Consider the following 26522-nt stretch of genomic DNA (forward strand, 5'->3'; position numbering starts at 1 on the left):
GGCCGTCAGATCCCGATCGTTGCGAAGAAGATCGCGAATACGCCATCCATCACGATCACGAAGAAGATTCCCTTCACCACGGACGATGTTGTGTGCTGCCCCAGCGACTCCGCGCTACCCTGCACGGCAAGGCCTTCGACGCAGGCCACGATGCCGATCACCATGGCCATCACAGGCGCTTTCACCATTCCGACGATGAAGTGGTTGATCGAAATCGCCTCGCGCAGCCGCGACAGGAACGACGATGGATCGACTCCGCCATAGAGCCAGGCGACCAGACCGCCGCCATAGAGCGCAGCCATCGCGCCGAGAAATGCGAGAATGGGCAGCGCCAGCACCAGCGCTACCATGCGCGGCAAGATCAGAACTTCGATGGCATCGAAGCCCATGGTGCGAAGCGCATCGATCTCCTCGCGCATCTTCATGGAACCAAGCTCGGCGGTATAGGCGCTGCCAGAACGACCGGCGACCATGATCGCCACCAGCAGCACGCCAAGCTCGCGCAGCACCAGCACGCCGAGCATATCGACCACAAAGACGTCGGCACCGAAGCGGCGAAAATGGAACAGGCCCTGCTGGGCAACGATACAGCCGATCAGGAACGTAATCAGGACGACGATCGGTACTGCGTTCCAGCACACCTGCTCCAGGTGATGCACCACCGAGGTGAGCCGGAACTTCGACGGATGCCGCCAGACGCGGAACCAGGCCGCGATCACGGCACCAATCATATCGACCAGCGCGACGAGGGTTTCCCCGATGCCATAGATATTGCGGCCGATGCCATCGAGCACGGCAGTCAGGGCGCTACCGCTTGCCGGTAACGGGACCGCAGGCTTCACGCGGCGGACCTCGTCGACCAGGGTCGCGTAATTCGCCGAAAGGCCCGCGATCTGCGCCTCGTGGCCGCCATTGGTCAGCGCCCGACGCAACCTCTCGATCAGCCACGCGCCGAATGTATCCAGCTTGGAGACCTGCGACACGTCGATGAAGATGTTGGGGCGGCTACCGGTCAGCTTTTCGGCCTCGCCGACGAGTTTTTCAAGCGCGGGGGCAAAACGAGCCGTCCACGACCCAGCCGCGCACAGCGCCAAGCCGTCGCCTTTCGCGATCTGTTCCAAGGTCGGGCCGCTCAAAACAGGCTCCCGCGGGCGTTCAGTCTGTGCATGAACAAAGTATTAACACGCCCAAATACGTTTCTGAGAAGCCAAGTGAAGCCAACACGTTGCTATGGTTAATATAGCCTTAATCCGCCCTGTCAGACACCGGCATTGCGTCGCAAACAAGTTCACGGCGATCACGTAAACTTATAGACACGTCATTACCCGCCGTTGCCGGCACAGCCCGAAAGACGCCGCATTGTCCGCATCCGACGCTGCCCCCGCCCTAATGACCGCCCGGATCGAGCAATGGCCGATCGCTGGCGCCTTCACCATCAGCCGCGGCGCCAAGACCGAGGCCGTCGTCGTGGTCGCCGAGATCAGCCGCGGCGGCGTAACTGGCCGCGGCGAATGCGTGCCCTATGCGCGCTATGGCGAGACCCCGGAGGCTACGCTGGCCGCCATTCTGGCGATGCAGGACCGATTTGCCGCAGGCCTCGGCCGTGACGCCTTGCAATCGGCCATGCCCGCCGGTGCCGCCCGCAACGCGGTGGATTGCGCTCTGCTAGACCTCGAAGCCAAGAGCCAGGGCCAGCGCGTCTGGGACATGCTGCAGCGGCCGGCACCGCGCGCCTGCACCACCGCCTATACGATCTCGCTTGGTACACCCGAGGCGATGGCCTCCGCCACCGCAAAGGCCGCCTACCGGCCGCTGCTGAAGATCAAGCTCGGCAGTGACGACGACATCAGCCGCATCAAGGCCGTGCGCCAGACCGCACCCGAATCCGAGTTGATCGTCGATGCCAATGAGGCGTGGACGCCGGACAACCTGAAAGCCAATCTCGATGCCTGCCATAACGCCGGCGTCACGCTGATCGAGCAGCCGCTGCCGGCAGGCAAGGATGATGCGCTGATGCATGTGCATCGGCCGATCATGGTTTGCGCCGACGAGAGCGTGCATGGCCTCGCTTCGCTCGAGGCGCTGCGCGGGCGTTACGATGCGATCAACATCAAGCTCGACAAAGCCGGCGGCCTGACCGAAGCGCTGGCGATGGCCGATGCCGCGCGTGCCATGAATCTCGACATCATGGTCGGTTGCATGGTGGCGACGTCGCTGGCGATGGCGCCGGCGATGCTGATTGCGCAATATGCACGCTTCGTCGATCTTGATGGCCCGCTATTGCTCGCCGGGGATCGCGATGGCGGTCTGCGCTATGACGAAAGCACGGTCTATCCGCCCGACGCGGCGCTCTGGGGCTGATCGCCCGCAACGCCCGGCGGCTGCCCGGCGCGATGCCGGCCGAACCATATGACGGTCGCGCCGGCCAGGCCAAGCACGGCCATCACGTAATAAACGCCCTCGCCGTAACGCGCATAGATCGCGCCTGACAGAACCGCCATGCTGCTCATCACCAGGCCGGTGCAGGCGGTGACATAGCCCTGCGCCCGCGCCATGACGTGCGGCGGCACGTGATGCAGCAGCAGGCCCATTGTTCCGAGTTGCGTCAGACCGTAGGTCGCGCCGTGCAGCAATTGCACGACCACGAGAATCGGGAGCGGAAGCGTTTGCGCGGTCAGCGTCCAGCGCAACAATGCGCCGAGGCCACCGAGGATGACCATGGTCGCAGGTGCCAATGTCAGGCGTGGCGACACTGCGAACAGGATGATTTCGGCGAGCACGCCGAGCGTCCATAGACCCGCGATGGTGAGGCCGTCGAGTCCAGCCGCCTGCCAGGTGATCGACGCGAAGGTGTAGTAACCGGCATGGCTGCCCTGGATCAGTGCGGCGGAGATCGCGATGGCGAGGAAGCCGGGATCGCGTAGCAACGCGCTTGCCTTCGAGAGCACCGTGCCGTCGCCTGTCGGCGCGCCCAATGGCTGCAGACCAAGGCTGACGACAGCCGACAGCACCATCGCTGCAACAATCACCCAGATCAGATGCTCACCGTCGAGCCAGTTGACCACCAGACCGCAGGCAAGCGCACCAACCACGAAAGCCGCCGAGCCCCACAGCCGTAGCGGACCGTAACTGAAGCCGAAGCGCACCACGCCTTTCAGCGCATAGCCATCGGTCAACGCCGTGAGCGGCGTCCAGACCACCGCCGTCAGCGCGAACACCAGGAGCACGGCGAGCGGTTCGCGTAGCGTGCCTACTGTCGCAAAGCCGATCATGGTGAGGAAGGCACAGACAATCATCGTCTGGCGCAGGGCATGACGGCGCTCTGCGAAAGCGGTGATGAAGGGCAGCGTGGTGAAGCGCGTCATCGACGGCACAGCAAGGATGGCGCCGATCCAGGTCGGATCGATACCGATCGCCTTCAGCCAGACCGGGAAGAACGGCAGATAGAAGCCGCTGGAGCCGAACACCGTGCCGTAGAACATCGCCAGCCGCTGCGCGAATTTGCGGCGGATTTGCGGGGCGCTATGGGTGGCAGATTCGGCTATCATGAGGTGAACTGCGATTCGCCACGGGATCGTGGAGATGGTTACATACCGCGCATCCCTGTGCGCGCCACGAGTTATCATGATGGCCGAAGAAGCATTTGCCCTGTCGCCGATCTCTGCCCGCCCCACCCTGCCGGGCGAGGCAGACTATGACGCGATCCGCGAAGCCTTCATGGAGACCGCGCGCGGCCGCTGGTTTCTCGCCGAATATGCCAAGCGCAACCGCACGGCCGATACCAGCCTGGTGCTCGAAGCCGTCACGCGGCTGGAAGCCAATCTCGCCGCCCAAAAGCAGGCGCCGGCGCTCAGCCTGATCGCCGCGCTCGGCGCGATCCGTTCTGCCGTCCGTCAGGCCAAGGCCAGCGCCATAGAGGCGATGCCGCGCGTCGACGCCGACGAGGTTTTGACCGGTGCCCGCAACGGCACCCGCATCATTCGCGAGATCGCCTGGACGCTGCGTGAATGCGGCGCCGACACGCGGATCTGCGATCTGCTCGACACGCAGGTCAAGGCTATCGAGGCCGGGCAGCAGGCTCTCAATGGCAACGGCCGTGAGGATGTGCTGGCGAGCTACGACTTGCTGATGCAGCGGGTCGAGCAGATGGTCGATGGCAGCGCGGCGACGGTTGCGCAGGCCGAACCGACTCCGGCTGCCGAAAAGGTCGAGCCCGTTGTCGCCGAAGCGCGCGAAGCATCCGTGACGCCGTTGTTCAAGTCGCAGGCGAGCGAAGTGCTGGCTGAGACGGTCACGATCTCAAGCGTCGAACCGCCGCGCGCCTCCGTACAGCCGCCCGTTGCAGAGACGGTGGTCGTAGAGACCGTCGCTGAAACGGCCGCGCCTGTCGCAGAAGCCACCGCGGAGCTTGCCGCCACGATGGCCGAGGCCTCCGCGGCTATCGCTGCGGACGATGTCCCGGAGGCGCCTGAAACGGCAGGGATTGCTGAGGACGAACATGACCTCGCCGTCCTCGATATGGTCGCCGCAGAGATGGGCGCGCTCGATCTGAGCGAGCCGGACGTTATTGAGCCTCAGCTTGTCGAGCCTCAATACGTTGAGCCTGAGGTGATGCAGGTTGAAGCTGTCGCTGTTCAGCCAGCAGAGCCCGAAGCCCTCAATCCCGATCTGATGACGCTGGCGCAGATCGCAGAGGTCGCGCTGGCGCCCGAGCCGCCGCAGCCGGACCTGGTGCCTCAGCCGGAAGCTGCCGCGCCGTCGCTTGGCGCAGCGCTGATCGCTGGCGGCGTGATCGCGGATCCGAACGCGCCGGCATCGGACCCGCTGGCGCCGATCCGCAAGATGACGCAGGCTGAGAAGATCGCGTTCTTCTCGTAAGCGCCTCTCGCCAGATCAGGCGTTGATGATCCTGGCGTAGAGATCCGCATCGACATTGCCGCCGGACAAAACGATCACCACCGTCTTGCCGCGCGCGTCGAAACGCCCGTGCATTAGCGCAGCCAGCGCCACGGCCCCGCCGGGCTCGACCACCAGCTTCAAATCGCGGAACGCAAAGGCCATCGCCTTGCGGACTTCGTCGTCGGTGGCCGTGACGCCGCCCGACAGCAGATGCTGATTGACGGCGAAGGTGATTTCGCCGGGCGTCAGGGCCATCAGAGCGTCGCAGATCGTTCGCCCCGCATTGCTGTGGGCGACGCGCTTGCCGGCGCGCAATGAGAGGCCGTGATCGTCAAAGCCCGCGGGCTCGGCGACGATGATTGCCGTCTCGGGGAAACGCGCCTTCACGGCGGTCGCGATGCCACCGATCAGGCCGCCACCGGACGCCTGCGCAGACACGATGTCCGGCACGATGCCGAGGGCGGCCATGTCCTCGGCGATCTCGCGTCCGACAGTACCCTGCCCGGCCATCACGAACGGGTCGTCATAGGGCGGCACGACCGTGGCGCCGCTCTTGCCGGCAATATCGCGGGCGATGGCTTCGCGGTCTTCCTTGTCGCGATCATAGAGCACGACTTCGGCGCCATAACCCTTCGTGCGCTCGACCTTCGACACCGGCGCATCGGACGGCATCACGATGGTCGCCTTCATGCCGAGGATCTGCGCTGCGGCGGCAACGCCCTGCGCGTGATTGCCGGAGGAGAATGCGACGACGCCCCTGCCGCGCTCACCCTCGGGGATCGAGGAAATCTTGTTGAAGGCACCGCGAAACTTGAACGAGCCGGTTCGCTGCAGCACTTCGGGCTTCAGGAACACTTTCGCGCCGGTCAGCGCATCGAGCACAGGCGACCGGAGCAACGGCGTACGCGTTGCATAAGGGGCGATGACGCGCGCGGCGGCATCGATATCGGCGGACGTTATCGGCAATGGGGTGTTTGTCATGGGCGCATTTTATCGCGCGGCACAACCGGCGGGCAAGCTATACAAAGAGCATGTCAGGCAGCGAAACGCGGATGCTTCGCTGCGGACGGTGCACGGGCGGCGATTTCGGCCCGCACATGGCTGATATTGTTGACGAAAGCGCGTGCCGACGCTTCCCAGGTGTGACCGGCAGCAAACTTGAGACAATCTTGCGGCGAGATCTCGAGCGCCTTGAGACAGGCCTGCCGCAAGTCATCCGACAAGACGCCGACCGGCGACGCGCCGATCACGTCCTTCGGACCCGTTACCGGGAATGCCGCCACCGGCACGCCGCTCGCCAGCGCCTCGAGCAGCACGAGACCATAGGTGTCGGTCTTGCTTGGAAACACGAAGACATCGGCTGAGGCGTAGGCAACGGCCAGAGCTTCTCCCTGCAACGCGCCCGTGAACAGCGCCTCGGGATATTTCGCTTCGAGCGCGGCACGCGCCGGGCCGTCGCCAACCACGACCTTCGTACCCGGCAGGTCGAGATCGAGGAAGGCTTCGAGGTTCTTCTCGACGGCGACGCGGCCGACCGAGAGGAAAATGGGCTTTGGCTTGCCGAGATCGACCTGCCGCGGATGAAACAGATTGGCGTCGACGCCGCGCGGCCACAGCACGACATTGCGAAAGCCGCGGTCACGTAGCTCGGTCGCGAGCGCCGGCGTAGCCGCCATCACGGCAGAGCTGGCGCCATGGAAGCGGCGCAGGCCGGCCCAGACCCAGGATTCCGGAATCGGAAAACGCGCCGAGATATATTCGGGAAAGCGCGTATGAAAACTGGTGGTGAAGGGAATGCTCCGGCGGCGGCAATAGGCACGCACCGAAAATCCGATCGGGCCTTCGGTGGCGATATGGATATTATCGGGCTTCGCCTCGTCGATCAGTTGCGCAATCTTGCGGCGGCTCGGGATCGCAACGCGCAAATCAGCGTAGCTCGGCAGCCCGACCGTACGAAACGATTCCGGCGTGAGAAAACTCACATCGACGCCAAAGCCCTTCGCCGCTTCCGCCATCATCGTCAGCGTCCGCACGACACCGTTGACTTGGGGATGCCAGGCATCGGTAGCGACGAGAATGCGCATCAGGCCGCCATCCTTCACGCCGCCTTGGCCGGTGCGAGCGCCTGCACCGGCATGCCGCGGCGGACCGGATCGGTCCAGGTAATGATCTCGAAGCGGCCATCCTCGTGTTCGACCAGCGCCGTACAGCTTTCGACCCAATCGCCGCAATTCATGTAACGGATGCCGTGCTCGTCACGGATCGTCGCGTAGTGGATATGACCGCAGATCACACCGTCAGCGCCGTGGCGCCGTGCCTCGCCGGCCAGCGTCTCTTCGAATGCGCCGATATAGTTGACGGCGTTCTTCACCTTCATCTTGGCCCATTTCGACAGCGACCAGTAAGGGAAGCCGAACAATTTGCGCAGCGCATTGACCAGACGATTCATCTGGATCGCGAAGTCATAAGCCTTGTCGCCGAGATGGGCGAGCCAGCGCGCGTTCTGCACCACGAGGTCGAAAATGTCGCCATGGATGACAAGATACTTCTTGCCGTCCGCGCCTTCATGCGTCGCAGTCTCGACGACCTCGATACCGCCGAAACGCGTGCCGTAATAGCTGCGCAAAAACTCGTCGTGATTGCCGGGAATGTAAACGACCTTGGCGCCCTTGCGCACCTTGCGCAGCATCTTCTGGACGAAGTCGTTATGGGACTGCGGCCAGTGCCAGCCGGATTTCAGCGCCCAACCATCGACGATGTCGCCGACGAGATAGATGGTATCGGCATCATGGGTACGGAGGAAGTCCAGCAGCCGGTCAGCCTGCGATCCGCGGGCGCCAAGGTGGACGTCGGAGATAAACAAGGTGCGAAAGCGCTTTTCGTTGCCTTCACTCATCACGTCTCTTTCCATGTCGAGCAGCTAACTGATTTGCATGACACGGCGATGACGATTTACGCCGCCAGCGCCGCCGCGGTTCGCTCAAAAGTAACCAATGTGTAGATGCCGAACGGCGCCACCTTGCGGCGTTCGACGAGGATCGATTCAGCGTTCGCCCGCGACCACGCCTGCAGCCGCGCGAACGGGAATTCCGGGCGCAGACCGAGGGAACGGGTCTTCACGGCGGCCCAGCGCTCGACGGCGGCTGCCAGACCAGTCTCCGAATACAGATGATTGACGAGAATGATGCGGCCGCCCGGCTTCACCACGCGGTGGCATTCCGACAGCACCTGCTCGGGATTCTCGACCAGAGTAATAACGAACTGCGCCACAACACAGTCGAAGGTCGCGTCAGAAAATGTCATGGCATGGGCGTCCATCTCCTGGACGTCCTTGACCCATGGATAACGCCCCGTTGCCATTTTGGCGCGCGCCTTGGCGAGCATGGGCGCGCTCAGATCGATACCGGTGATCTCGGTTGTTGCATCATAGTCATCGAATGACAGGCCAGTGCCGACACCAACTTCAAGCACCTTGCCGCCCACAGCACGCGCGGCCTCGGCAGCGGCGCGACGGCCCTTGAGCATCACGGGACCGCACACCGCATCATAGATCGGAGCCCAGCGTGCATAGGCTGTTTCAACAATGGATTTTTCGAGATCCAGCGTCGTCATCAGAGGTTCCGTCCAGCGTGTCCGAAAGAATCGGACAACCAATTTGCTGCTCGGCTGATATCAAGCCGGGATGACAGATCGACGACAGAGTGTCGCATGAGAAATACCGCTGGATACGCCAGGGAGCCGCCAAAGGGACTACCGTAACTGATATGTACCCACAGAGCCGCTATAGCGCGTGGATCGCGAATCCGGTGCTGACGCGCAGAATGTGCAAGACGAAGCCCTTCCTGGACGCGTTCGACACGCCTGGCCGCCTTTTCGCGGCGCCTTAAGCGAAAATAACGCTGCTCTGACGCCTGACTGACGTCGGCGATGACGTCGACAGGCTTCAATGCTTGTCACGCAGCGATGTGCCGGGATATCCCGGTCGCAAAAATCGGAGCACTACCATGCGCGCCTACGCACAGTTTGTATCAGGCGACGATCATCTGCGTCTCGGTGCGATCTTCAGCCTGCCTGCCACGTGGCGGCAGCGAGCCCGTTTCAGGGAAGAGTTGCGCGCGGATATCAGAGACAGGCCCGATTTTCTCCACGATATCGGCATCGGCCTGTACGAAGCGCATGCCGAAGCGTCACGGTTCTTCTGGGAGCCTTGGCTACTGAAGCGCCGCTAGTCCAAAATCATAATCCGATTGCTGCGGCGGAACTGCGCTCGACCAAGAGCATAACATTCGTCTTTTCCAACAACGGTTGATCGGACGATGTAACGCTCATACTGCGCCCATCTCTCAACAACGCTTCTGTAGCGCCCAACCAACGCCGGCGACGACGTCGACAGGCTTCAACGGGTGTCACGCGAGTCCTGCCGCCGCACGTTCGGGTCGCAAGAGTTTTTGCCAGATAGTTACCGATTTCAGACCGCTGCAATTCCAATGATTGCGATCGCGATTGCTTCGCATTCCGCGGAGCACTTGAGAGGCCCACCAGGGCAAATACGTAACCAGGCAAGGGGTGCGCGTGCAGGTTATTGGCAAGCTATTGTCCGCACTTGGCGGACAAGGACCGGCGCTTTTGGTGATCTCGCTTTGTGCAGGGCTGTTGATCCAGCCTCTCGCTCATTTAGGCTATAATCTTTTGCCGTTCTCGGCATTTCTGCTGACACTAGGCTCGTTTCTCACAGCCGGTCTCGCGCCATCCGAAGCCAAGATTCGTCTGCCCCTGGTGGCCCTGGTGGTTGCCTGGGTCGGCCTGGCGCTTCCTCTTGCCGCTGCCGCTCTACTGGCCTTCCTTCCGCTTGATCCTGCGCTGCGGGCCGGTGTTCTGCTTTCGCTCCTGGCGCCGCCGGTCGGAAGCGCGGCCGCGATCGCTGGGATGCTTGGTCTGCGAACACGTCTCGCTTTACTCGTATCCATCGCACTCACCCTCCTCACGCCGATTTCAATTCCGTGTTTTGCCACAGTGCTCGGACTTGGAATTGAATTCGACATGGGCGCGCTGGCTATCCGATTGTTCAGCATCATCGGCGCTGCAGGCTTGGTTGCTTTTCTGGCAATACGGTTTCGCCGGAATCTGATGCCCGTTCTGCCCGACCAACACGCTGCCACCGGGGTCGCCGTTATCGGACTCATCATCGTCGGACTGGCAACCTCACAGGGCATACGGACCCACTGGATCAGCAATCCGCTACGTTTCGATGTCATGCTCGCCGCGGCGGTCGTCTCCAACTTTGGACTGTGCGTGCTCGCAACTTTAACATTCGCGAGAATGGGGTTACAGACCGCTGGAACGATAGGCCTCGTGAGCGGAAACCGTAATGTCACTCTCGTGTGGGCGGCGGCCAGCTTTGGTCTGCCATCTCTCGCGGAGGGTTATGTCGCTGCGTGCGTCATCCCTGTCCTCGCGCTCCCTCTCATCGTCAAGCTTTGCCTCAAACTACCTTCCTTCAGCCGTCTCCTCCCGCAAAACTGATGACCAAGAGGCGACGGCCCCCGATCAGCACTCGTACGGGGGGCCAAATCCCGCGTAAACAGACACAGACATTGTATTTCGCTGGGAAACGCGCTGGGCCATAGATACGATCTATGGCCTATGGGGGACGGCACATTGGACAAACTCACTCTGAACGATCCGCTATTCGCTACCTACGTCATTGCTGCGAGCCTGACGATCCTCAAGGCTGTGGCGATGTCGTGGCTGACTGTAGTCCGTATGGTCGACGTCAAAGGCGGCTACCGTTCGCCCGAGGATATCAAGAAGACGCCGATGAACCCTGCGCCCGACCCGGCGCAACTCTTGCCCAACGAGCGCGTCGAGCGGATTCGCCGGATCCAAATGAACGACCTCGAGAGCCTGCCCTACTTCCTGGTCGCGGGTTTGCTCTACATTCTCACGCAACCGTCCCTGCTGCTCGCCCAATGGCTGCTATACGGTTACGTCGCCTCACGTCTGCTTCACTTCATCGCCTATCTCACCGGACAGATTCATGAGATACGCGCGACCTTCTGGACTGTGGGCTCGCTCATCCTGATCTTCATGACCGTCCGGACGTTGATATCTGCAGTCGGCGCGTGAAGTTCAAGCCGTAACGCCGGCTTCGCGCTGAGCCGATAGGTAACGTTCAAGATCGTCGTCCTGCTTGAAAAAGCGCATGGCACGAAGCTCTGCGATAGTTGTCTTTTGCACGGCATCGCGCTGGCGCGTCACGTCGCGGGCCTCTTCCAATCGCCTGGCGGCTACAAGATTGGCTACCAGCATGCGATGGCCCGTACCGTTGGCCGGATTTTGCTGGATCGAGTTGCGCGCCCACAAGACACCATCCTCAGGGCGTCCGAGCGCAAAACATGATGCAGCCAAGCCCGTCATCCAAAAATGGAGCATATTGTCGTAGGGGCTGAGGGCGATCGACCGGTGAAGGCATGTGACAGCATGCTCATAGTCGCCCCCCATGCTGTCGATCATTCCAAGAATGCCCCAGGCAAAGGCGGAGCTTGGATTGAGGCGCACAGCTTCCTTGCAGTGGATGCGCCCCTGATCGTTGTTTCCGACCGGACCAAACAATGTGAAGCCATAGACCGCATGGGCGAAAGCATCTGCACCATCTTGCTCGACGGCGCGGCGCGCCAAGACGACGGCTTCGACCAACGTTTCCGGCAACGCTGCGGCCCCCAGAGGCGACGCCATGACGAGTGCCCAGGCAAGGGACGCCAGCGTGGCTGGGCGCAGCTGATCGCGGTTGAGAGACTGTCGCAACAATACGATCGCCCTCGTGATCCCGTCACGGGTTCCGTTCCATAGATGGGGAAGCGCTCGCAGGTAGATGTCGTAAGCCGAAAGATCAGAGAGCGGCTTGCGCCTTGCGCGCTCGACCTCGGCGCTCCGCACGGCCGGATCAATCACTGCAGCGACGCTCGCGCTGATGTCATCCTGCAGATCGAAAACATCGACGATGGCGCGATCGTAGCGATCAGACCAGACCTGAACCTCATCGCGGGCATGGGTCAGTTCGGCCGATACACGAATGCGGTTGCCCGCTTTGCGGATGTTGCCGCTCAGGACGTATTGAACACCGAGTTGTTGCGCGATTTGCCGGCTGGTCAGCCTTCTATCCTTGAAGGCGAAGCTCGATCCGCGTGCGATGACCACGAATTCGCGAAAGCGCGACAAAGCGGTGATGATGTCCTCGGTGACACCGTCAGCGAAGTATTCCTGCTCCGGGTCGTCGCTCATGTTCCGAAACGGCAGAACCACAATGGATGGTTGATCCATGACCATCATCAGAGCAGGCGTAAGTGGAGTCGATATCTCGATCTCGCTGACAGCCACCGATTCGATCAGTGTCTGGGCTCTGCGTAGTTCAGCAACGAGCGCTCTGGTTGCCTCGTCCGGCTCCGTGTTGAGCTCTCGCTTCAGAAGCCCAACGACCTCTTGATAGTACTTGAGCGCTTCAGCTTTACGCCCAGTTGCAGACAGAGCCTGCATGATCAGCCGGTGCGCATCCTCACGCATGTTGTTCAGTGCGCTGGCACGGTGCCCGGCCTTCAATGCGTGATCGGCGCGACCGGCGACCAGTTCTTTTTCGCCGAGCCCGACCATCGCAGTCAGAGCCAGCTCCTGAAATCGCTGGCGTTCGCCAGCCAGCCAATCGCTCCAGCCTTCTTCGGTAACACCGATGTCATCGACGAAGCGTCCCCGATAGAGATCCGCTGCCTCACCCAGCGCATCGCGGCCGCCCTCCCGCACCAAAGCCTCGAACCGGCTGACATCGCACAGGATCACCGTCGTATTCAGCGATACGAACTCGCCATCGCTCTCGAGAGCATCCCGCCCCAGAATTTGACGTAGCTTGAACAATGACTGACGGAGGTTCTGCCTTGCTTGCGCGTCGAAATAAGATCCCCAGAACAGGGTCGACAGTTTTTCGCGCGGCTGAGGCTCCGGTGCCGTGCAAGCCAGATAAGCAAGCAATCCCGAGAGCTTCTTGTTCGGCAAGCCGACCACGCCGTTCGGCCCGGTGAGCACGACGCGTCCCAAAAGCGAAAGATTAAATTTTGGGCACACCGTCGGCTACTTCCAAGTTTTGAACAAATGCGTCCTCTGAATATACATTTAACTCAGATTGGCAACTTTGCGAGCAGTATTAACGCAGCGATGACGGCTGACTAACGCCGGTGAGACGGCGGCGGGTTCAAGTCAAAATGCGACGAGATGCGAATGGCATTCGGCGCAGAGCGACTTCACCCGGAACCCGTCATGCGCACGCGCCACATCATTGCAGTCGTCGTTACCCTGACCGTGATCCTCGCCGGAGTTGATGTGGCGCTGACTTCCCTGGCCGCTCCGAAAGCCAGGGCGGCCTCGCACACCACGCCTCCCGTCTCACCCCTCCTTTTCGGAGGCGACTGATCTCAGTTCGATTTCGAAGTAGCCATCAAGCAGGAGGTCGCATTGACCAATACCGCGCAACTACGAGCGCGATCGTATGCCTTTCTCTCAACCGAAGACGAACGACGAGTCGTCGCGAGATGGAGAACTGGAGTGATCGCGTTCTATGGCTCGATTTTGTTGATTGCTTTGGCTGCAACGAGCCAAAGGCCCCAAGCCGATCAGCCTGACCTCGCTTCCGATGATTTCGTCACATACCACATGTCGAGCTTGCCGCTACCGTAGGCGAACAAAGCCAACGCCGCGGTAGCATCGCTGCCAATGCTAGCAAGCACAGCGAAGTTTCAATGCAAATTTCAAGGGTGTCAGGCGGGCCGAGCGGTCAGCAAGCTCACCTGCATCATCCCGTGAAGTATCAGGAAAAGAGCGATGAAGACCGACTTTCCGGCGCCGTCTCTAGCACCTATGGGGGCTTCGATGATCGTCAGCGCACTTCATGAATCACGTCGCGGACAGGCAATCAACGTCATTCATCGCTACCAGCATCTCATCTCCGACCGCGTCGAAACCAATCCTGGCAAGCCCATTCCATCGCCAGACGCGAAAATGCGTGCTCGTCAAATACAGAACAGTGAAAGGAAAAGAAACGTGAGACGACTGAGCGAGACGCACCTGATCATCCTGATCCTTATCGGCTTCGGCATTGTGCACGTGATTGGCGGCGTCCTCCTGGCACGGGCGGCGCCCGAGCACAGTCGCCCTGTGAATATAGCAGCCTGGGGCGACTGATCGCGGCAGGTGAAGACGGCATCAATCATCAATGGATGGCAACAATCGTGAGGCTGACATGACTGCAATCGCGAGCGCAATGTCCCGCGCTCTTCGTTCGATCACCGGAGCCGATGTGCTCAAGCATTTTCTGTTTTTCTGCGGAGCCGGAATTCTGGTGTTCGCGCTCTCGCTCACTTACGGCCTGGATTTGAGCTCGGGCCTTTTCTGATCCTCGCCACGATTACGCAAGTGAAGCGTCCAATTCCCCGCAGGCCATATCCGCATGAGGTCGCTACGTGAACGCTCTGATCGCCACCTATATCGCATGGATCATCGCCCAAACCGGCTTCGCCCCTCCGGCTCACCCGCCAATCCATTTCGCGACGTCAGCAGAAATGGCTGTGCTAAGTGGCGCGCCGGAAAATAGCGGGCTCGAATTTCAAGCGCTCTACAGCCGCGAACAAGGCGCGATCTACCTTCCCCACGAATGGCAACCGGTCAATTTGCGGCAGAAGAGTGCGCTGCTGCACGAACTCGTGCATCACGTGCAACGGGCCAACAACGTCGAAGCTCCGTGTGTGGCAGCCCACGAACGCCAAGCCTATGACCTTCAGATGACATGGCTCCGCGAACAGGGGGTCGAGGATCCCTACGGCCTCGTCGGCACGAATGAACTCACAATCTACATGGTGAGCGTCTGCCGCGACGGTTCGTAAGCGGCACGCGACGTTCCTTCGTCATAGGCCATAAGATGCAACAGGCCCGTGCGCGGACCGATGCTCACGCGATTGGAGCGCGCCGAGGTTGGTTTGAGCCGATCTGGACCTGCCTAATAGAACGCATGGAAGTGATGCACCGGGCCGTGGCCGTGACCGACCGTAAAACGATCCGCCGCAGCGATCGCAGCCGTGACATAGGCTTTCGCCGCACGCACGGCGGCTTCCATGTCCTGCCCCTTGGCAAGGCCTGCCGCGATCGCTGATGACAGCGTGCAGCCGGTACCGTGCGTATTCTTCGTGGACACGCGCTCTGCCGGCAATGCAATGGCGCGGTCTGCGGTGATAAAATAGTCAGTGCTCTCCGGGCCGGTCCCGTGGCCGCCCTTGATCAGCACAGCCTTGCAGCCGAGCGCGAGCAGACGCTTGCCCTGCGCCTCGATGGCTGCATCGCCCTCCGCCATTGGCTCATCCAGCAACGCGGCCGCCTCCGGCAGATTTGGCGTGATGATCTGGGCCAATGGGATCAACGTGCTGCGCAGCGCGACGATGGCCTCCGGCGCCAGCAGGCGATCGCCTGATGTTGCGACCATCACGGGATCGAGCACCACATGTTTCGGCTGCCATGTAGCAAGGCCCGCGGCGATGGCCTCGATCACATCGCGCTGAGCGACCATGCCGATCTTCACTGCGCCGACCGCGAGATCGACGAACACGGCATTGATCTGCTCGCTCACGAACTCTGCAGGCACCTGATGGATGCCGGTGACGCCCTTGGTGTTCTGCGCGGTCAGCGCTGCGATCACCGAGGCGCCGTAGACGCCCAGCGCCGCGAAGGTCTTGAGGTCGGCCTGGATGCCGGCGCCGCCCGAGGAATCCGACCCGGCAATGGTCAGGGCAATGGGTGTGAGCATCGGAAAAACTCGCGCGAGATCAAGGGATAAGCGGGCACCTCAGTCCTAGCCCTCTATTGCCGGACCGACAAGGTGGCGACATGCTGGCGGCTTGCGCCGCACCCTGTTTTGGGCTTGATGATCTCTAAAATCGCCCGTTTCCGGAGAATCCCGATGGTCCCCTTCTTTGTCCAGTTCAAGTGTAAGCTTGGCCAGTCCTACGCCGTCGCCAACGCGCTGGCCGAAGCCGAAATCGCCTCGGAGATCTATTCCACCGCCGGCCACTACGACCTGCTGGTGAAGTTCTATGTCGATAACGCCACCGACATCGGCCATTTCGTGAATGAGAAGGTGCAGACCATCCCGGGCATTCAGGACACGCATACGATCATCACGTTCAAGGCGTTTTGAGGCGGAGCTGCCCCAAACTCTCGTGTCGTCCCCGCGAAGGCGAGGACCCATACACGCTGGCGATTGAGGCAAAGCACTGAAATCATGGCTCTGCCGCTTCTCTTGCTCTGACCGTGGTTATGGATCCCCGCCTTCGCGGAGACGACATCTGAGAGACCATCGCCTCTCCAGCATTCACACCGCCATCTTCCGATGCAGCACGGGCACGCCGCTCAGCTCCTCCGCCGCATCGACGATCGCATTCGCGTCGATGCCGTGATGGCGATAGAGGTCGTCGATGGTGCCGGTCTGGCCGAATTGCTCGACACCCAGCGCCTCCATGCGATGACCGCACACGCTGCCGATCCAGCCCAAAGTCGCCGGATGACCGTCGAGCACGGTGACGATGCCGCAATCGCGCGGCAGCGGTTGCAGGAGCTTCTCGATGTGGCTCAGATGCTGCGGGTTGCGCCTGTCGCGGCGGATCTTTCGCGCCGATGTCCAGCCGGCATGGAGACGGTCGGCTGACGTGATCGCCAGCAGGCCGATGTCGCGATGGCTGTCGCCGAGCAATCCCGTTGCCTCGATCGCCTCCGGCGCCAGCGTGCCGGTATAGGCAATCACCAGATCGCAATTGGCGCCCGGCTTGCGCAGCCAATAGGCGCCGTCGGTGATGCCCTGCTGCAGCTCCGGCGTCATCATGCGCTGCGGCTGTTCTATGTTGCGCGTGGAGAGCCGCAGATAGACCGAGCCGCCGGCGCGCTGGCCGGCCTCATCGGTGCCCGCGTCGCGCTGCATGTGCTGGAAGCCCCACCCCATGATGACGGCGAGCTCATCGACGAAAGCCGGCTCGAATGATGCGAGCCCGTCTTGCGCCATGCCGATCAGCGGCGTCGCGATCGACTGATGAGCACCGCCTTCCGGCGCAAGCGTGATGCCCGACGGCGTCGCCGCCACCATGAAACGGGCATCCTGATAGCAGGCATAGTTGAGCTGATCGAGACCACGCTCGATGAAGGGATCGTACAGCGTCGCGACCGGCAGCAGGCGGACGCCGTTGATGCTGCTCGACAGGCCCAAGGCCGACATCAGGATGAACAGGTTCGCCTCGGCGATGCCGAGTTCGAGATGCTGGCCCTTCGGCGAAAAGTCCCAGTTGAAGGTGGACGGAATCTTCTCGCTGCGGAAGTGATCGGCCTTCTCGGCGCGTGCGAACAGCCCACGGCGGTTGACCCATGCTCCGAGGTTCGTCGACACGGTGACATCGGGCGACGCGGTGACGATGCGCGACGCCAGTTCGGTATCGCCGCGTGCCAGCTCATGCAGGACGAGGCCGAAACCCTGCTGCGTCGACATTTCCGGCGACGGCTTGAACGACAGATGCGCGGGAACATCGATCACGTCAGCGCCCAGGCGCCGCGTGCCCTGCTGCACGAAAGGCACATCCTTGAGGAACGCATCGAGCATCAAAGCGTCCTGCGTCAGGCCCTCATATCTGTCCCACTCATAACCAGGCCGGATGTTCTGCGCCGCGCGCCAGGTCTCCATCTGCGTCGGCGTCATCAGGCCGGCATGGTTGTCCTTGTGGCCCTGGAACGGGAGGCCGACGCCCTTGATGGTGTAGGCGATGAAGCAGACCGGACGATCGTGATCGATGGCTTCGAAAGCCTCGACCATGCTGGCCATGTCGTGGCCGCCCAAATTGGACATCAGTGCCAGCAGTTCCTCGTCGCTGCGCGCCTCGATCAGGCGCGACACCGGACCCTGATCGCCGATCTCGTCGTTGAGCCGCTTGCGGAACGCTGCGCCACCCTGGAAACACAAAGCCGAATAGATCTGGTTCGGACAATTGTCGATCCAGGTCTTCAATGCAGCTCCGCCGGGCTCGGCGAAAGCCGTCTGCATCAGTCGGCCGTACTTCACGATCACCACATCCCAGCCAAAGTTGCGGAACATGGATTCGAACTTCTCCCACAGACCCTCGCGCACCACGGCGTCGAGGCTCTGGCGGTTGTAGTCGACGATCCACCAGGTGTTGCGCAGCCCGTGCTTCCAGCCTTCAAGCAAAGCTTCGAAGATATTGCCCTCGTCCATCTCGGCATCGCCGACCAGCGCGATCATGCGGCCTTCGCGGCGGTCCTTCATCCAGCCGTGAGCCGAGACGTAGTCCTGCACCAGCGACGAGAACAGCGTCTGCGCGACGCCGAGGCCGACCGAGCCGGTGGAGAAATCGACATCGTCGATATCCTTGGTGCGCGACGGATAGCTTTGCGCCCCCTTGAAGCCGCGGAAGTTCTCGAGCTTCTCGCGCGTCTGGTTGCCGAACAGATACTGGATGGCGTGGAACACCGGACTCGCATGCGGCTTCACCGCGACGCGGTCTTCCGGCTTCAGCACGGCGAAATACAGCGCCGACATGATCGTCGCCAGCGAGGCGGACGACGCCTGATGGCCGCCAACCTTGAGGCCGTCGGTATTGGGGCGGATGTGGTTGGCGTTATGGATGGTCCATGACGAGAGCCAGAGCACCTTGCGCGCCAATGCGGTCAGGGTCTGCAGGCGATGGTGATCGATCGGCATGGTGGGCTCCCGCGTCGGCCAGCTGTGCTGGTTCGTGATGAGGTCGCCATTCTAGCAGGCGCCCCAAAGGGATTTTCTCAATTCATCGCGACAACCACGGCCATATTGGGATAAATGAATTGTTCTGGCTCCAATTTCATGGAATTTTCCCAATGTCAGCCCTCGACGCAATCGACCGCAAGATTCTCGCCGCGCTGCAGATCGACAGCCGCATCACCATGCAGGAGCTTGCCGAAAGGGTCGGGCTATCGATCTCGCCGTGCCATCGCAGGGTGAAATTGCTGGAGGAGCGCGGCGTCATCACCCGCTATATGGCGCTCGTGGACCAGAAGGAGATCGGGCTTCCGGTCAGCGTCTTCATCTCCATCAAGCTCGTGCGACAGAAGGAGGAAGACCTCAATCGTTTCGCCAAGGCGATTTCGAAATGGGAGGAAGTGCTGGAGTGTTATCTGATGACAGGGAACCGCGACTATCTCTTGCGCGTCGTCGCGGCGGATCTGTCATCCTATGAAGCATTCCTGAAGAACAAGCTGACCCGGCTCGACGGCATCGCCTCGATCGAATCCAGCTTCGCCCTCAGCCAGGTGAAGTATTCGATCGCACTGCCGGTGTGAGGGTCCAGAGCTAGCTGGCTCGCTTCACCGCGGCGGCGGTACCACCCGGGGCGCTGACGACGCTTTGATAATGCGCAATCGGCTGCGGGCGGCCGATCAGGAAGCCCTGGATCTCCGCACAGCCCTCGGCGGCAAGAAACGACATTTGGGCGACGGTCTCGACGCCCTCGGCGATTACCGGGAGCTTCAACGAGCGGCCGAGCCCGATGATAGCGTGAACAATAGCCGCGGACTGCGGATTGTCCTCGAGATTGGCCACGAAGGTCTGGTCGATCTTGATCTTGTCGAAGGGGAAAGCCTGCAGATAGCTCAGGCTCGAATAACCCGTGCCGAAATCATCCATGGCGACGCGAACGCCCAGTTCCTTGACGGCGTGCAGGATCGCGATGGCACCAGCAAAATCGTCAATCAGCACGCCTTCCGTGATCTCGATCTCGACACGCTTTGGGCAGAGACCGGTTTCCGCGAGAACGGCGGCGAGCGTCCCGGGTACATCGCCGCGCTGAAAGTTGACCGGCGACAGGTTGATGGCGATCGACAGCGGATTGACCCAGGTCGCCGCCTCGCGACAGGCCTCGCGCACCACCCACTCGTCGATGGCGCCTATCAGACCGCTCTCCTCCGCCAGCGGAATGAACACCGTCGGCGAGATGATGCCGCGCTCGGGATGCCGCCAGCGCAGCAGAACCTCGAAGGCGACGACAGCGCCCTCGGTGGTCGCCTGCGGCTGAAAATAGAGTTGGAATTGCTTGTTCTCGACCGCCACCACGAGATCACGTTGCAGCAGTCGTTTCTCGCGGATGTGCTGATCCATCGCAGCCTCGAAGAAGCGGATGGTGCCGCGTTCCTCGGCCTTGGCACGATCGAGCGCCAGATCCGCATGCGCAATGAGAGCTTCGATATCCTGGCCGTCCTGCGGATAGACGGAGATGCCGATACTACAGCGAACATTGACGTGCTGGCCGTCGATCTGAAACGTATTATCGAGAATGCCCGACAACCGCGCACAGAGATCTTCCGCTGTTTGCGGCTCCGCGCCGAGATGAGACACGATCGAGAAGATATCGCCACTCGGCCGTGCCAGAAATGCACCGTTGCAGGCTTGCGCCAGCCGCTTCGCTAGCTCAGCCAATACAGCGTCTCCGGTGGCCTGGCCGTATACATCATTTGTCTCTCTGAAGCGGTCGATATCGATCCGCGCGATCGCAAACGAGCCGTGTCCCGCCGAGGCCTCTTTGAAGACGCGGGCCAGATGTTCGTTGAAGGCAACACGATTGGGCAGATCGGTGATCGGATCGTGCCGCGCGAGATGCACGATCCGCGCTTCGCTGAGTTTGCGGTCGGTGATGTCGGCGTAGGTCGCGACCCAGCCGCCATTCTTCATCGGCCGGTAGCGCACATTGATGGCGCGTCCATCCGGCAGCTCGGCGGTCTGGCTGCTCGGCACGCGATCCGCGAGCGCCGTCCGCATCTTCATCTCATAACTATCCATATCGACGAACAGCGTGCCAGCCGCCGCGCGAATTGCCAGCACCTGATCCTCGGTCGCGCCGGCGAACATTTTCGCCGGCGGGATATTGTACATGCGCATGTAGCTTTCGTTCCACAATTCGAGCAGGCCATCAGCGCTATACATGCATAGGCCCTGCTCCATATTGTTGAGCGCCGCATCGAGCTGCAGATTGCGCTTGCTCATGCTGCGGCGGGTGCGCTGATCTGTTACGGCAACGACGAGGCCCGCGATCACCACGGCGGCGGTGAAGGCCGCAATGGCCAGCGACAGTTCGATCGGCGACAGCAGACTTTGGTTCTCAGCGGCTGCGGCATTGTAGGTCAGATCGATCGCGCCCATGGCAACGAAGTGATGTACGCAGATCGCGAGCGTCAGAAGCAGTGCGGCAACGAGCAGCTTGCCGGGCCGGTCGGCTGTCTGGGCGACGAGGATCGCCAAGGCGGCAATCACCATGCCGCCGACGACCGACGCCGTCACGAGGTCCGGCATCCACTGGATGATGGCGGGGATGCGCAGCGACGCCATGCCCATATAGTGCATGCAGGCGATGCCGAGGCCGATCACCGCGCCGCCGGCCAGCGCGTTCCGTTTGGTCCGATTGAACAGCGCGATGGCGAAGCCGGCCGTGGTCATCACTGCAGAGGCGACGAGCGAACAGGCGGTGATGATGAGGTCGTAGTGGAGTTCGAAACCAGGCGTGTATGCGAGCATCGCGATGAAATGCGTCGCCCATGTGCCCAAGCCGGTGACCGCGCCTGCGGTAATCAACCACGCAAGGCGCGTGTCGGGCAATGCGGTGCGGGCGCGCGTGAACAGGTTGACAGCAGCAAGGCTGGAGAGAAAACACACCGCTGCCGCCAGCAGGATCTGCCGCCAGTCATGCTGCAACTCGATGCAATTCCAGACTCGTAGCATAAAGATACCAACATATGACGAGATATCGAAGCATAGCGCGTGCAACGTTCGGAATGCTTAAAACTCACGGAAAAATTGCACAGAAGAGCTGTTATTCTTAAGCCGCGATAAAGCCCGAAATATGCCGGGTATCATCGTCCATGTTTGCGGAAAGATATACAACACATTCGGATGTACCCACCGCAAGCGCCATGGCTCAGGGGAAATCGAGCTATGGGGACGACCTGTCTCGATCAACAGCTCATCATTACGCGCTCGGATAAGGTTCCGCCGGCGCGGTGACCTGCGCGCGGCGCACGCGTTCGCGATGTGCGGTGTAGACACCGCTGGCGATGATGATTGCAGCACCGGCGAAAGTGACAGCATCGGGCACTTCGCCAAACAGGAAGAAGCCGATCAGCGTCACCCACACCAGCTGCACATAGGAGAACGGTGCCAGTACCGATGCATCCGCATAGCGGAAGGCCAATACGACAATCCAGTGGCCGACAGTAGCGGCAACGCCAATACCAACACCGAGCGCGATCTGCGTCCAGCTCGGCACGATCCAGTAGAACGGCACGATGACACTGAGCACGAGAAAGCCGGTGATCGCCGAGAACGCCATCGTGGTGATGGCGCGGTCGGCCCCGCTGATTTTGCGCGTCAGCACCAATGCGGTCGCCCAGCCCAGCGCCGAAATGATCGGAAAGATCGTACCGGGCTGAAACGCCGCGGTACCCGGCCGCACGATGATCAATACGCCCAGAAGCCCTGCGATGGTGGCGGTCCAGCGGCGCAGACCGACCTTTTCGCCGAGGAAGAGAACCGATAGCCCGGTGACGAATAGCGGCGAGATGAAGCCAGTCGCAGTCGCTTCCGCGATCGGCAGATAGCCGAGCGCCATGATGAAGAAGATCGACGAACACAACAGGCCCAGCCCGCGAAATACCTGCAGCAGCGGCCGCGTCGAGCGCATCGGATTGCCCGAGGCCGGCGCCAGTACGATCGGCAGCAGGATCACGACGAACACCAGAAAGCGGATCCAGGCGATCTCCACCGATGGCATGCCCGTGCGCGACAGATACTTCGCCATCGCGTCCGATGACGCCAGAAACGCCGTCGAACAAATGATCATCAGAATGCCGCGCAGCGGCCGGTCGGTATGGCGATGCGCCGATACAGGGGCAGCAGTCTTCGGCGGCGGAACATGGCTTGTCACGAGCGGGGACCAATATGCGGGCTCGTCGGTGCAGCGAGCCGAATCGAATACGGCTCACAAAACGACGATCACGAGGCCGGGACAACTGCCGATATCAGGACACGGATATGCAGGCAGGCAAAAAAGCCTATGCCGGCCGATGCATCAGCGGCCAGCGTGCAGCGCAGCATCGATTTTACCGCATCCCTACAGCATCGGTAGACTGGAAGGCTCCCGGCCGAGCGGGAATACCTTTCCAATATCAGCCAGTTCGGCCGCGCTGAGCGTCAATGCACTCGCCGCCGCGTTGTCCGCCGCATGGGCGGCCGAAGAAGCCTTCGGAATTGCGAAGACCGTTGGCTGACGGATCAGGAAAGCGAGCGCCACCTGCCGCGGCGTGGCCAGATGGGCATCGGCCATCTGCTGCAGGATTTTGCCGCCCGGCGAGCGCGTCGACGGGAAATCATTATGACCGAACGGCGAATAGGCCACGACAGCGACGCCATGGCTCTCGCACCACGGGATCACGCGGTGTTCGATGGCGCGCTCCTGCAAATGATAGAGCACCTGATTGCAGGCGATGGCGCCCTTGCCTGCAAGTTTCGACAGCTCGTTGAGATCGTCGACATCGAAATTGCTGACGCCCCAGGAGGCAATCTTGCCGGCGGCCTTCAACTCTTCGAAGGCAGCGACGGTCTCGGCAAGCGGAACCTGCCCGCGCCAGTGCAGCAGGTAGCAATCGAGCCGGTCGGTACCCAGCCGCTTCAGCGAGCGCTCGCAGGCGGCAATGGTGCCCTTCCGCGACGCGTTGCTCGGCAACACCTTGGAGACCAGGAACACCTCGTCGCGACGGCGGGCGATGGCCTCTGCAATCACGAGTTCCGCGTCACCATACATTTCGGCCGTGTCGATATGGGTCATGCCGGCATCGAGGCCGGCCTGCAGCGCCCTGACCGCCGCAGCGCGGTCACTGTGGTCGATATACCAGGTGCCCTGCCCGATGACTGAGACGTCGCGCTTGGTGTGGCCGAATGGATTGTGTCGCATGCTGCGCCTCCGCCTCCCGCGGCAATGAGGCACACGGGAGTGGACTTTAGCGCATCAATTCAGAGGAGTCAGTGGCTGATCATCCACGGCCGCGCTGTCGGGAAGCTCTTGGCGCCCGAGCGGGTCTGCTTCACCAGCCGCGACGGCTTCTTGCCGGAACAGCAGCCGCAGCCAGCCCCATGCGACGCCTTGTACTCCGCCGATGTCTTCGGCGCATTGCGGCTGCGCTCGTTGGTGGCGTGGGCCTTGCGCTTGTCGGAGGGCATGCAGAAGAACGCCGGCGCGGTCAGGATCACACGCGGCGCCTGTGTCGCGCAATGCGGGCAGTCCTGCGGGTCATCGCATTCGGCCATCGGCCGCATGTCGGTGAAGGGACCGCAATCGTCGCAGAGATATTCATAGACCGGCATGGGATGATCCATTGTGAGACAATGCCCTCTCCCCGTCATTGCGAGCGAAGCGAAGCAATCCAGAAAGCCGCAAGCGAGGGAAGACTGGATTGCTTCGTCGCTTCGCTCCTCGCAATGACGGCGGAGAGTTAGCGAAAGAAAAAGGTGCTGCGGGGTCGTGACTAGAGCCCCGCAGCCGAGTTGACCGCGTTACTTGTCCGGCGAGAGCGGCATCTGGATGTCGCCCTTGATGTGTTTGACGGGCCCTGCCGATGACGGATTGATATCGAAGTCAAAGATCTGCGTCGGCAGCCATAGCGTAGCGCAGGCATTCGGCACGTCGACGACGCCGGAGATGTGGCCCTGCACCGGCGCGGTGCCGAGGATCGAATAGGCCTGGGCGCCGGAATAGCCGAACTTCTTCAGATATTCGATGGCGTTCAGACAGGCCTGACGATAAGCGATGTGCACGTCGAGATAATGCTGCTTGCCCTGCTCGTCGACAGAGATGCCTTCGAAGATCAGGAAGTCATTATAGTTCGGCGTCATCGGTGACGGCTTGAACACGGGGTTCTTGATACCGTATTTCGACACGCCGTCCTTGATGACATCGACCTTGATATGCAGCCAGCCGGCCATCTCGATGGCGCCGCAGAAGGTGATTTCACCGTCGCCTTGGCTGAAGTGCAGGTCGCCCATGGAGAGACCGCCGCCAGGGACATAGACCGGGAAATAGACCTTCGAACCGCGCGACAGATCCTTGATATCGCAATTGCCGCCATGCTCGCGCGGCGGCACGGTGCGCGCGCCTTCGGCCGCAGCCTTCTCCTTCGCCTCACCCTTCAGCCGACCCATATGGGCAGTCGGGCCGAACGGCGGATTGGCAAGGCCGGGCACGCGGGTCGGGTTCGTCGCGATCAGCGCGGTCTCGCGCTCGTTCCAGGTGGCGAGCAGTTTCGGGTCGGGCAGACAGCCGATCAGGCCGGGATGGATCAGGCCCGCGAAATTCACGCCCGGGATGTGGCGCGACGAGGTGTACATGCCCTTGAAGTCCCAGATCGACTTCTGCGCTTCCGGGAAGTGATCGGTGAGAAAGCCGCCGCCATTCTGCTTGGAGAAGAAGCCGTTGAAGCCCCAGAGACTATCCTTCATCGGGCCGACATCGAGCAGATCGACGACGAGGAGATCACCGGGCTCCGCGCCCTTGACGCCGATCGGGCCGGACAGGAAGTGCACGATCGACAGATCGATGTCGCGCACGTCGTCGGCCGAGTCATTGTTCTTGATGAAGCCGCCGGTCCAGTCATAGGTCTCGACGATGAAGTCATCGCCGGGATTGACCCATGCGACCATGGGAATGTCCGAATGCCAGCGGTTGTGAATCATGTCGTTGTCGTAGGCCGATTGCGTAAGGTCGACCTTGATCAGTGTATCTGGCATTCAATGCTCCCCTTCGGTTACTGGTCTTGGTGGTTGGACGCGTGGTGAATTAGACGGACAGGTACTTAGCGATCTGCGCGGCATCGATACCTTCGCGCGCTTCGTCGCGCACGATCTCGCCATTCTCGATGACGAGCACGCGATCGGCGACGTCCAGCGCGAAGCTCAGCACCTGTTCGGAGACGATGATCGACAGGCCCTTGGTGTCGCGGATGTGCTTCAGCGTGCGCGCCATGTCCTTGATGATCGATGGCTGGATGCCTTCGGTCGGCTCGTCCAGCAGCAGCACCTTCGGCTTGGTGGCGAGCGCGCGCGCGATGGCCAGCTGCTGTTGCTGACCACCCGAGAGATTGCCACCGCGGCGACCTTTCATTTCCAGCAGCACCGGGAACAATTCGTAGAGATCGCCCGGCACTTCCTTCTCGCCCGAGGCGACGAGGCCAGTCTCGATGTTCTCCTTCACTGTCATGTGCGAGAAGATCATGCGCCCCTGCGGCACGTAAGCGAGGCCGCGGGCGACGCGCTCGTAGCTCTTCAGCGCGCCGAGCTCCTTGCCTTCCATGGTCACCGAGCCCGACTTGGTCGGCACGATTCCCATCAGCGATTTCATCAGCGTGGTCTTGCCCATGCCGTTGCGGCCCATGATAGCCACGATTTCGTTAGGCTGCACCTGGACATTGAGGCCATGGAGCACTTCAGCATGGCCGTAGGCGACGTGGAGATCGTTGATTGCAAGCAT

General features: G+C 61.5%; 25 protein-coding genes. 10 read left to right on the forward strand and 15 right to left on the reverse strand.

What is annotated here, in order from left to right:
* Positions 1-5: 5 nt before the first annotated feature.
* On the reverse strand, positions 6-1136 hold the full coding sequence (locus AB7828_RS12225; RefSeq protein ID WP_089265213.1) for an ABC transporter permease: 1131 nt from the start codon (positions 1134-1136) through the stop codon (positions 6-8).
* A 253-nt stretch (positions 1137-1389) separates the two neighbouring features.
* Here AB7828_RS12225 and dgcA point away from each other — a divergent pair, with 253 nt between their 5' ends.
* Positions 1390-2361: an N-acetyl-D-Glu racemase DgcA gene (gene dgcA / locus AB7828_RS12230; RefSeq protein ID WP_441232238.1), complete on the forward strand. Its 972-nt coding sequence runs from the start codon at positions 1390-1392 to the stop codon at positions 2359-2361.
* Here the strand turns inward: dgcA and AB7828_RS12235 are convergent.
* Complete coding sequence (locus AB7828_RS12235) at positions 2331-3548, reverse strand: MFS transporter (RefSeq protein ID WP_441230259.1); 1218 nt, start codon at positions 3546-3548, stop codon at positions 2331-2333. The genes dgcA and AB7828_RS12235 overlap by 31 nt on opposite strands.
* Positions 3549-3624: 76 nt before the next feature.
* On the opposite strand from AB7828_RS12235, the gene AB7828_RS12240 reads away from it, so the two are divergent.
* Entirely contained in the window at positions 3625-4878 is a 1254-nt protein-coding gene (locus AB7828_RS12240) for a hypothetical protein (RefSeq protein WP_441230260.1), read from the forward strand.
* A 15-nt stretch (positions 4879-4893) separates the two neighbouring features.
* Here AB7828_RS12240 and AB7828_RS12245 read toward each other — a convergent pair whose 3' ends face one another.
* The 4 genes from AB7828_RS12245 to AB7828_RS12260 are packed head-to-tail and all read right to left on the reverse strand — an operon-like array spanning position 4894 to position 8511.
* Complete coding sequence (locus tag AB7828_RS12245; RefSeq protein WP_441230261.1) at positions 4894-5880, reverse strand: threonine ammonia-lyase; 987 nt, start codon at positions 5878-5880, stop codon at positions 4894-4896.
* Between the two features lie 53 nt (positions 5881-5933).
* Complete coding sequence (locus tag AB7828_RS12250) at positions 5934-6983, reverse strand: glycosyltransferase family 4 protein (protein ID WP_441230262.1); 1050 nt, start codon at positions 6981-6983, stop codon at positions 5934-5936.
* 14 nt (positions 6984-6997) lie between these two features.
* Entirely contained in the window at positions 6998-7795 is a 798-nt protein-coding gene (locus AB7828_RS12255) for a UDP-2,3-diacylglucosamine diphosphatase (RefSeq protein ID WP_441230263.1), read from the reverse strand.
* 56 nt (positions 7796-7851) lie between these two features.
* A complete protein-coding gene (locus AB7828_RS12260) occupies positions 7852-8511 on the reverse strand; it encodes a class I SAM-dependent methyltransferase (RefSeq protein ID WP_441230264.1) in 660 nt (219 codons plus the stop codon).
* Between the two features lie 392 nt (positions 8512-8903).
* Here AB7828_RS12260 and AB7828_RS12265 point away from each other — a divergent pair, with 392 nt between their 5' ends.
* From AB7828_RS12265 to AB7828_RS12275, 3 genes are all read left to right on the forward strand, one after another.
* On the forward strand, positions 8904-9128 hold the full coding sequence (locus tag AB7828_RS12265) for a DUF1127 domain-containing protein (RefSeq protein WP_441230265.1): 225 nt from the start codon (positions 8904-8906) through the stop codon (positions 9126-9128).
* A gap of 343 nt (positions 9129-9471) precedes the next feature.
* Positions 9472-10422 carry a hypothetical protein gene (locus AB7828_RS12270; protein WP_441230266.1) on the forward strand — a complete coding sequence of 317 codons (951 nt, stop codon included), beginning with the start codon at positions 9472-9474 and terminating at the stop codon, positions 10420-10422.
* A gap of 135 nt (positions 10423-10557) precedes the next feature.
* Positions 10558-11025, forward strand: a complete 468-nt coding sequence (locus AB7828_RS12275) for an MAPEG family protein (protein WP_184518843.1) — start codon at positions 10558-10560, stop codon at positions 11023-11025.
* 3 nt (positions 11026-11028) lie between these two features.
* Here AB7828_RS12275 and AB7828_RS12280 read toward each other — a convergent pair whose 3' ends face one another.
* Positions 11029-13011: a BTAD domain-containing putative transcriptional regulator gene (locus AB7828_RS12280; protein ID WP_441230267.1), complete on the reverse strand. Its 1983-nt coding sequence runs from the start codon at positions 13009-13011 to the stop codon at positions 11029-11031.
* Between the two features lie 753 nt (positions 13012-13764).
* Between AB7828_RS12280 and AB7828_RS12285 the strand changes: the two genes are divergently transcribed.
* The 3 genes from AB7828_RS12285 to AB7828_RS12295 all read left to right on the forward strand — a co-directional run bounded on the left by AB7828_RS12285 (position 13765) and on the right by AB7828_RS12295 (position 14822).
* Positions 13765-14124 carry a hypothetical protein gene (locus AB7828_RS12285; RefSeq protein ID WP_441230268.1) on the forward strand — a complete coding sequence of 120 codons (360 nt, stop codon included), beginning with the start codon at positions 13765-13767 and terminating at the stop codon, positions 14122-14124.
* Positions 14125-14155: 31 nt separating this feature from the next.
* Positions 14156-14335 carry a hypothetical protein gene (locus tag AB7828_RS12290; protein WP_441230269.1) on the forward strand — a complete coding sequence of 60 codons (180 nt, stop codon included), beginning with the start codon at positions 14156-14158 and terminating at the stop codon, positions 14333-14335.
* Positions 14336-14402: 67 nt separating this feature from the next.
* A complete protein-coding gene (locus AB7828_RS12295; RefSeq protein ID WP_441230270.1) occupies positions 14403-14822 on the forward strand; it encodes a DUF6647 family protein in 420 nt (139 codons plus the stop codon).
* Positions 14823-14935: 113 nt separating this feature from the next.
* Here AB7828_RS12295 and thiD read toward each other — a convergent pair whose 3' ends face one another.
* On the reverse strand, positions 14936-15736 hold the full coding sequence (thiD, locus tag AB7828_RS12300) for a bifunctional hydroxymethylpyrimidine kinase/phosphomethylpyrimidine kinase (protein WP_441230271.1): 801 nt from the start codon (positions 15734-15736) through the stop codon (positions 14936-14938).
* 153 nt (positions 15737-15889) lie between these two features.
* Here thiD and AB7828_RS12305 point away from each other — a divergent pair, with 153 nt between their 5' ends.
* Positions 15890-16126: an Lrp/AsnC ligand binding domain-containing protein gene (locus AB7828_RS12305; protein ID WP_068735543.1), complete on the forward strand. Its 237-nt coding sequence runs from the start codon at positions 15890-15892 to the stop codon at positions 16124-16126.
* A 174-nt stretch (positions 16127-16300) separates the two neighbouring features.
* On the opposite strand, the gene AB7828_RS12310 is transcribed toward AB7828_RS12305, so the two are convergent.
* Positions 16301-18685: a transketolase gene (locus AB7828_RS12310; RefSeq protein WP_441230272.1), complete on the reverse strand. Its 2385-nt coding sequence runs from the start codon at positions 18683-18685 to the stop codon at positions 16301-16303.
* A gap of 152 nt (positions 18686-18837) precedes the next feature.
* On the opposite strand from AB7828_RS12310, the gene AB7828_RS12315 reads away from it, so the two are divergent.
* Positions 18838-19299 (forward strand): Lrp/AsnC family transcriptional regulator, encoded by a 462-nt coding sequence (locus AB7828_RS12315; protein WP_439059382.1) that lies wholly within the window; start codon positions 18838-18840, stop codon positions 19297-19299.
* 10 nt (positions 19300-19309) lie between these two features.
* On the opposite strand, the gene AB7828_RS12320 is transcribed toward AB7828_RS12315, so the two are convergent.
* From AB7828_RS12320 to urtE, 6 genes are all read right to left on the reverse strand, one after another.
* On the reverse strand, positions 19310-21727 hold the full coding sequence (locus AB7828_RS12320; RefSeq protein ID WP_441230273.1) for a bifunctional diguanylate cyclase/phosphodiesterase: 2418 nt from the start codon (positions 21725-21727) through the stop codon (positions 19310-19312).
* Between the two features lie 247 nt (positions 21728-21974).
* Positions 21975-22928, reverse strand: a complete 954-nt coding sequence (locus AB7828_RS12325; protein ID WP_374725716.1) for a DMT family transporter — start codon at positions 22926-22928, stop codon at positions 21975-21977.
* A 186-nt stretch (positions 22929-23114) separates the two neighbouring features.
* On the reverse strand, positions 23115-23954 hold the full coding sequence (locus AB7828_RS12330) for an aldo/keto reductase (RefSeq protein WP_441230274.1): 840 nt from the start codon (positions 23952-23954) through the stop codon (positions 23115-23117).
* A gap of 68 nt (positions 23955-24022) precedes the next feature.
* Positions 24023-24364 carry an FmdB family zinc ribbon protein gene (locus AB7828_RS12335; protein WP_068735531.1) on the reverse strand — a complete coding sequence of 114 codons (342 nt, stop codon included), beginning with the start codon at positions 24362-24364 and terminating at the stop codon, positions 24023-24025.
* A 189-nt stretch (positions 24365-24553) separates the two neighbouring features.
* Complete coding sequence (gene fmdA, locus AB7828_RS12340) at positions 24554-25783, reverse strand: formamidase (RefSeq protein WP_439064524.1); 1230 nt, start codon at positions 25781-25783, stop codon at positions 24554-24556.
* 49 nt (positions 25784-25832) lie between these two features.
* Positions 25833-26522 (reverse strand): urea ABC transporter ATP-binding subunit UrtE, encoded by a 690-nt coding sequence (urtE, locus tag AB7828_RS12345; RefSeq protein WP_441230275.1) that lies wholly within the window; start codon positions 26520-26522, stop codon positions 25833-25835.

It is taken from the genome of Tardiphaga sp. 215_C5_N2_1, assembly GCF_052076055.1.
Taxonomy (GTDB): domain Bacteria; phylum Pseudomonadota; class Alphaproteobacteria; order Rhizobiales; family Xanthobacteraceae; genus Tardiphaga; species Tardiphaga robiniae.

Coding starts and splice junctions, on each gene's coding strand:
- AB7828_RS12250 (WP_441230262.1), bottom strand. CDS start 6,983: ATGCGCATTCTCGTCGCTACCGATGCCTGGCATCCCCAAGTCAACGGT.
- AB7828_RS12290 (WP_441230269.1), top strand. CDS start 14,156: ATGGATGGCAACAATCGTGAGGCTGACATGACTGCAATCGCGAGCGCA.
- AB7828_RS12260 (WP_441230264.1), bottom strand. CDS start 8,511: ATGACGACGCTGGATCTCGAAAAATCCATTGTTGAAACAGCCTATGCA.
- AB7828_RS12315 (WP_439059382.1), top strand. CDS start 18,838: ATGTCAGCCCTCGACGCAATCGACCGCAAGATTCTCGCCGCGCTGCAG.
- AB7828_RS12255 (WP_441230263.1), bottom strand. CDS start 7,795: ATGAGTGAAGGCAACGAAAAGCGCTTTCGCACCTTGTTTATCTCCGAC.
- thiD (WP_441230271.1), bottom strand. CDS start 15,736: ATGCTCACACCCATTGCCCTGACCATTGCCGGGTCGGATTCCTCGGGC.
- AB7828_RS12235 (WP_441230259.1), bottom strand. CDS start 3,548: ATGATAGCCGAATCTGCCACCCATAGCGCCCCGCAAATCCGCCGCAAA.
- AB7828_RS12240 (WP_441230260.1), top strand. CDS start 3,625: ATGATGGCCGAAGAAGCATTTGCCCTGTCGCCGATCTCTGCCCGCCCC.
- AB7828_RS12330 (WP_441230274.1), bottom strand. CDS start 23,954: ATGCGACACAATCCATTCGGCCACACCAAGCGCGACGTCTCAGTCATC.
- dgcA (WP_441232238.1), top strand. CDS start 1,390: ATGACCGCCCGGATCGAGCAATGGCCGATCGCTGGCGCCTTCACCATC.
- AB7828_RS12335 (WP_068735531.1), bottom strand. CDS start 24,364: ATGCCGGTCTATGAATATCTCTGCGACGATTGCGGTCCCTTCACCGAC.
- AB7828_RS12285 (WP_441230268.1), top strand. CDS start 13,765: ATGAAGACCGACTTTCCGGCGCCGTCTCTAGCACCTATGGGGGCTTCG.
- AB7828_RS12320 (WP_441230273.1), bottom strand. CDS start 21,727: ATGCTACGAGTCTGGAATTGCATCGAGTTGCAGCATGACTGGCGGCAG.
- urtE (WP_441230275.1), bottom strand. CDS start 26,522: ATGCTTGCAATCAACGATCTCCACGTCGCCTACGGCCATGCTGAAGTG.
- AB7828_RS12305 (WP_068735543.1), top strand. CDS start 15,890: ATGGTCCCCTTCTTTGTCCAGTTCAAGTGTAAGCTTGGCCAGTCCTAC.
- fmdA (WP_439064524.1), bottom strand. CDS start 25,783: ATGCCAGATACACTGATCAAGGTCGACCTTACGCAATCGGCCTACGAC.
- AB7828_RS12265 (WP_441230265.1), top strand. CDS start 8,904: ATGCGCGCCTACGCACAGTTTGTATCAGGCGACGATCATCTGCGTCTC.
- AB7828_RS12310 (WP_441230272.1), bottom strand. CDS start 18,685: ATGCCGATCGATCACCATCGCCTGCAGACCCTGACCGCATTGGCGCGC.
- AB7828_RS12245 (WP_441230261.1), bottom strand. CDS start 5,880: ATGACAAACACCCCATTGCCGATAACGTCCGCCGATATCGATGCCGCC.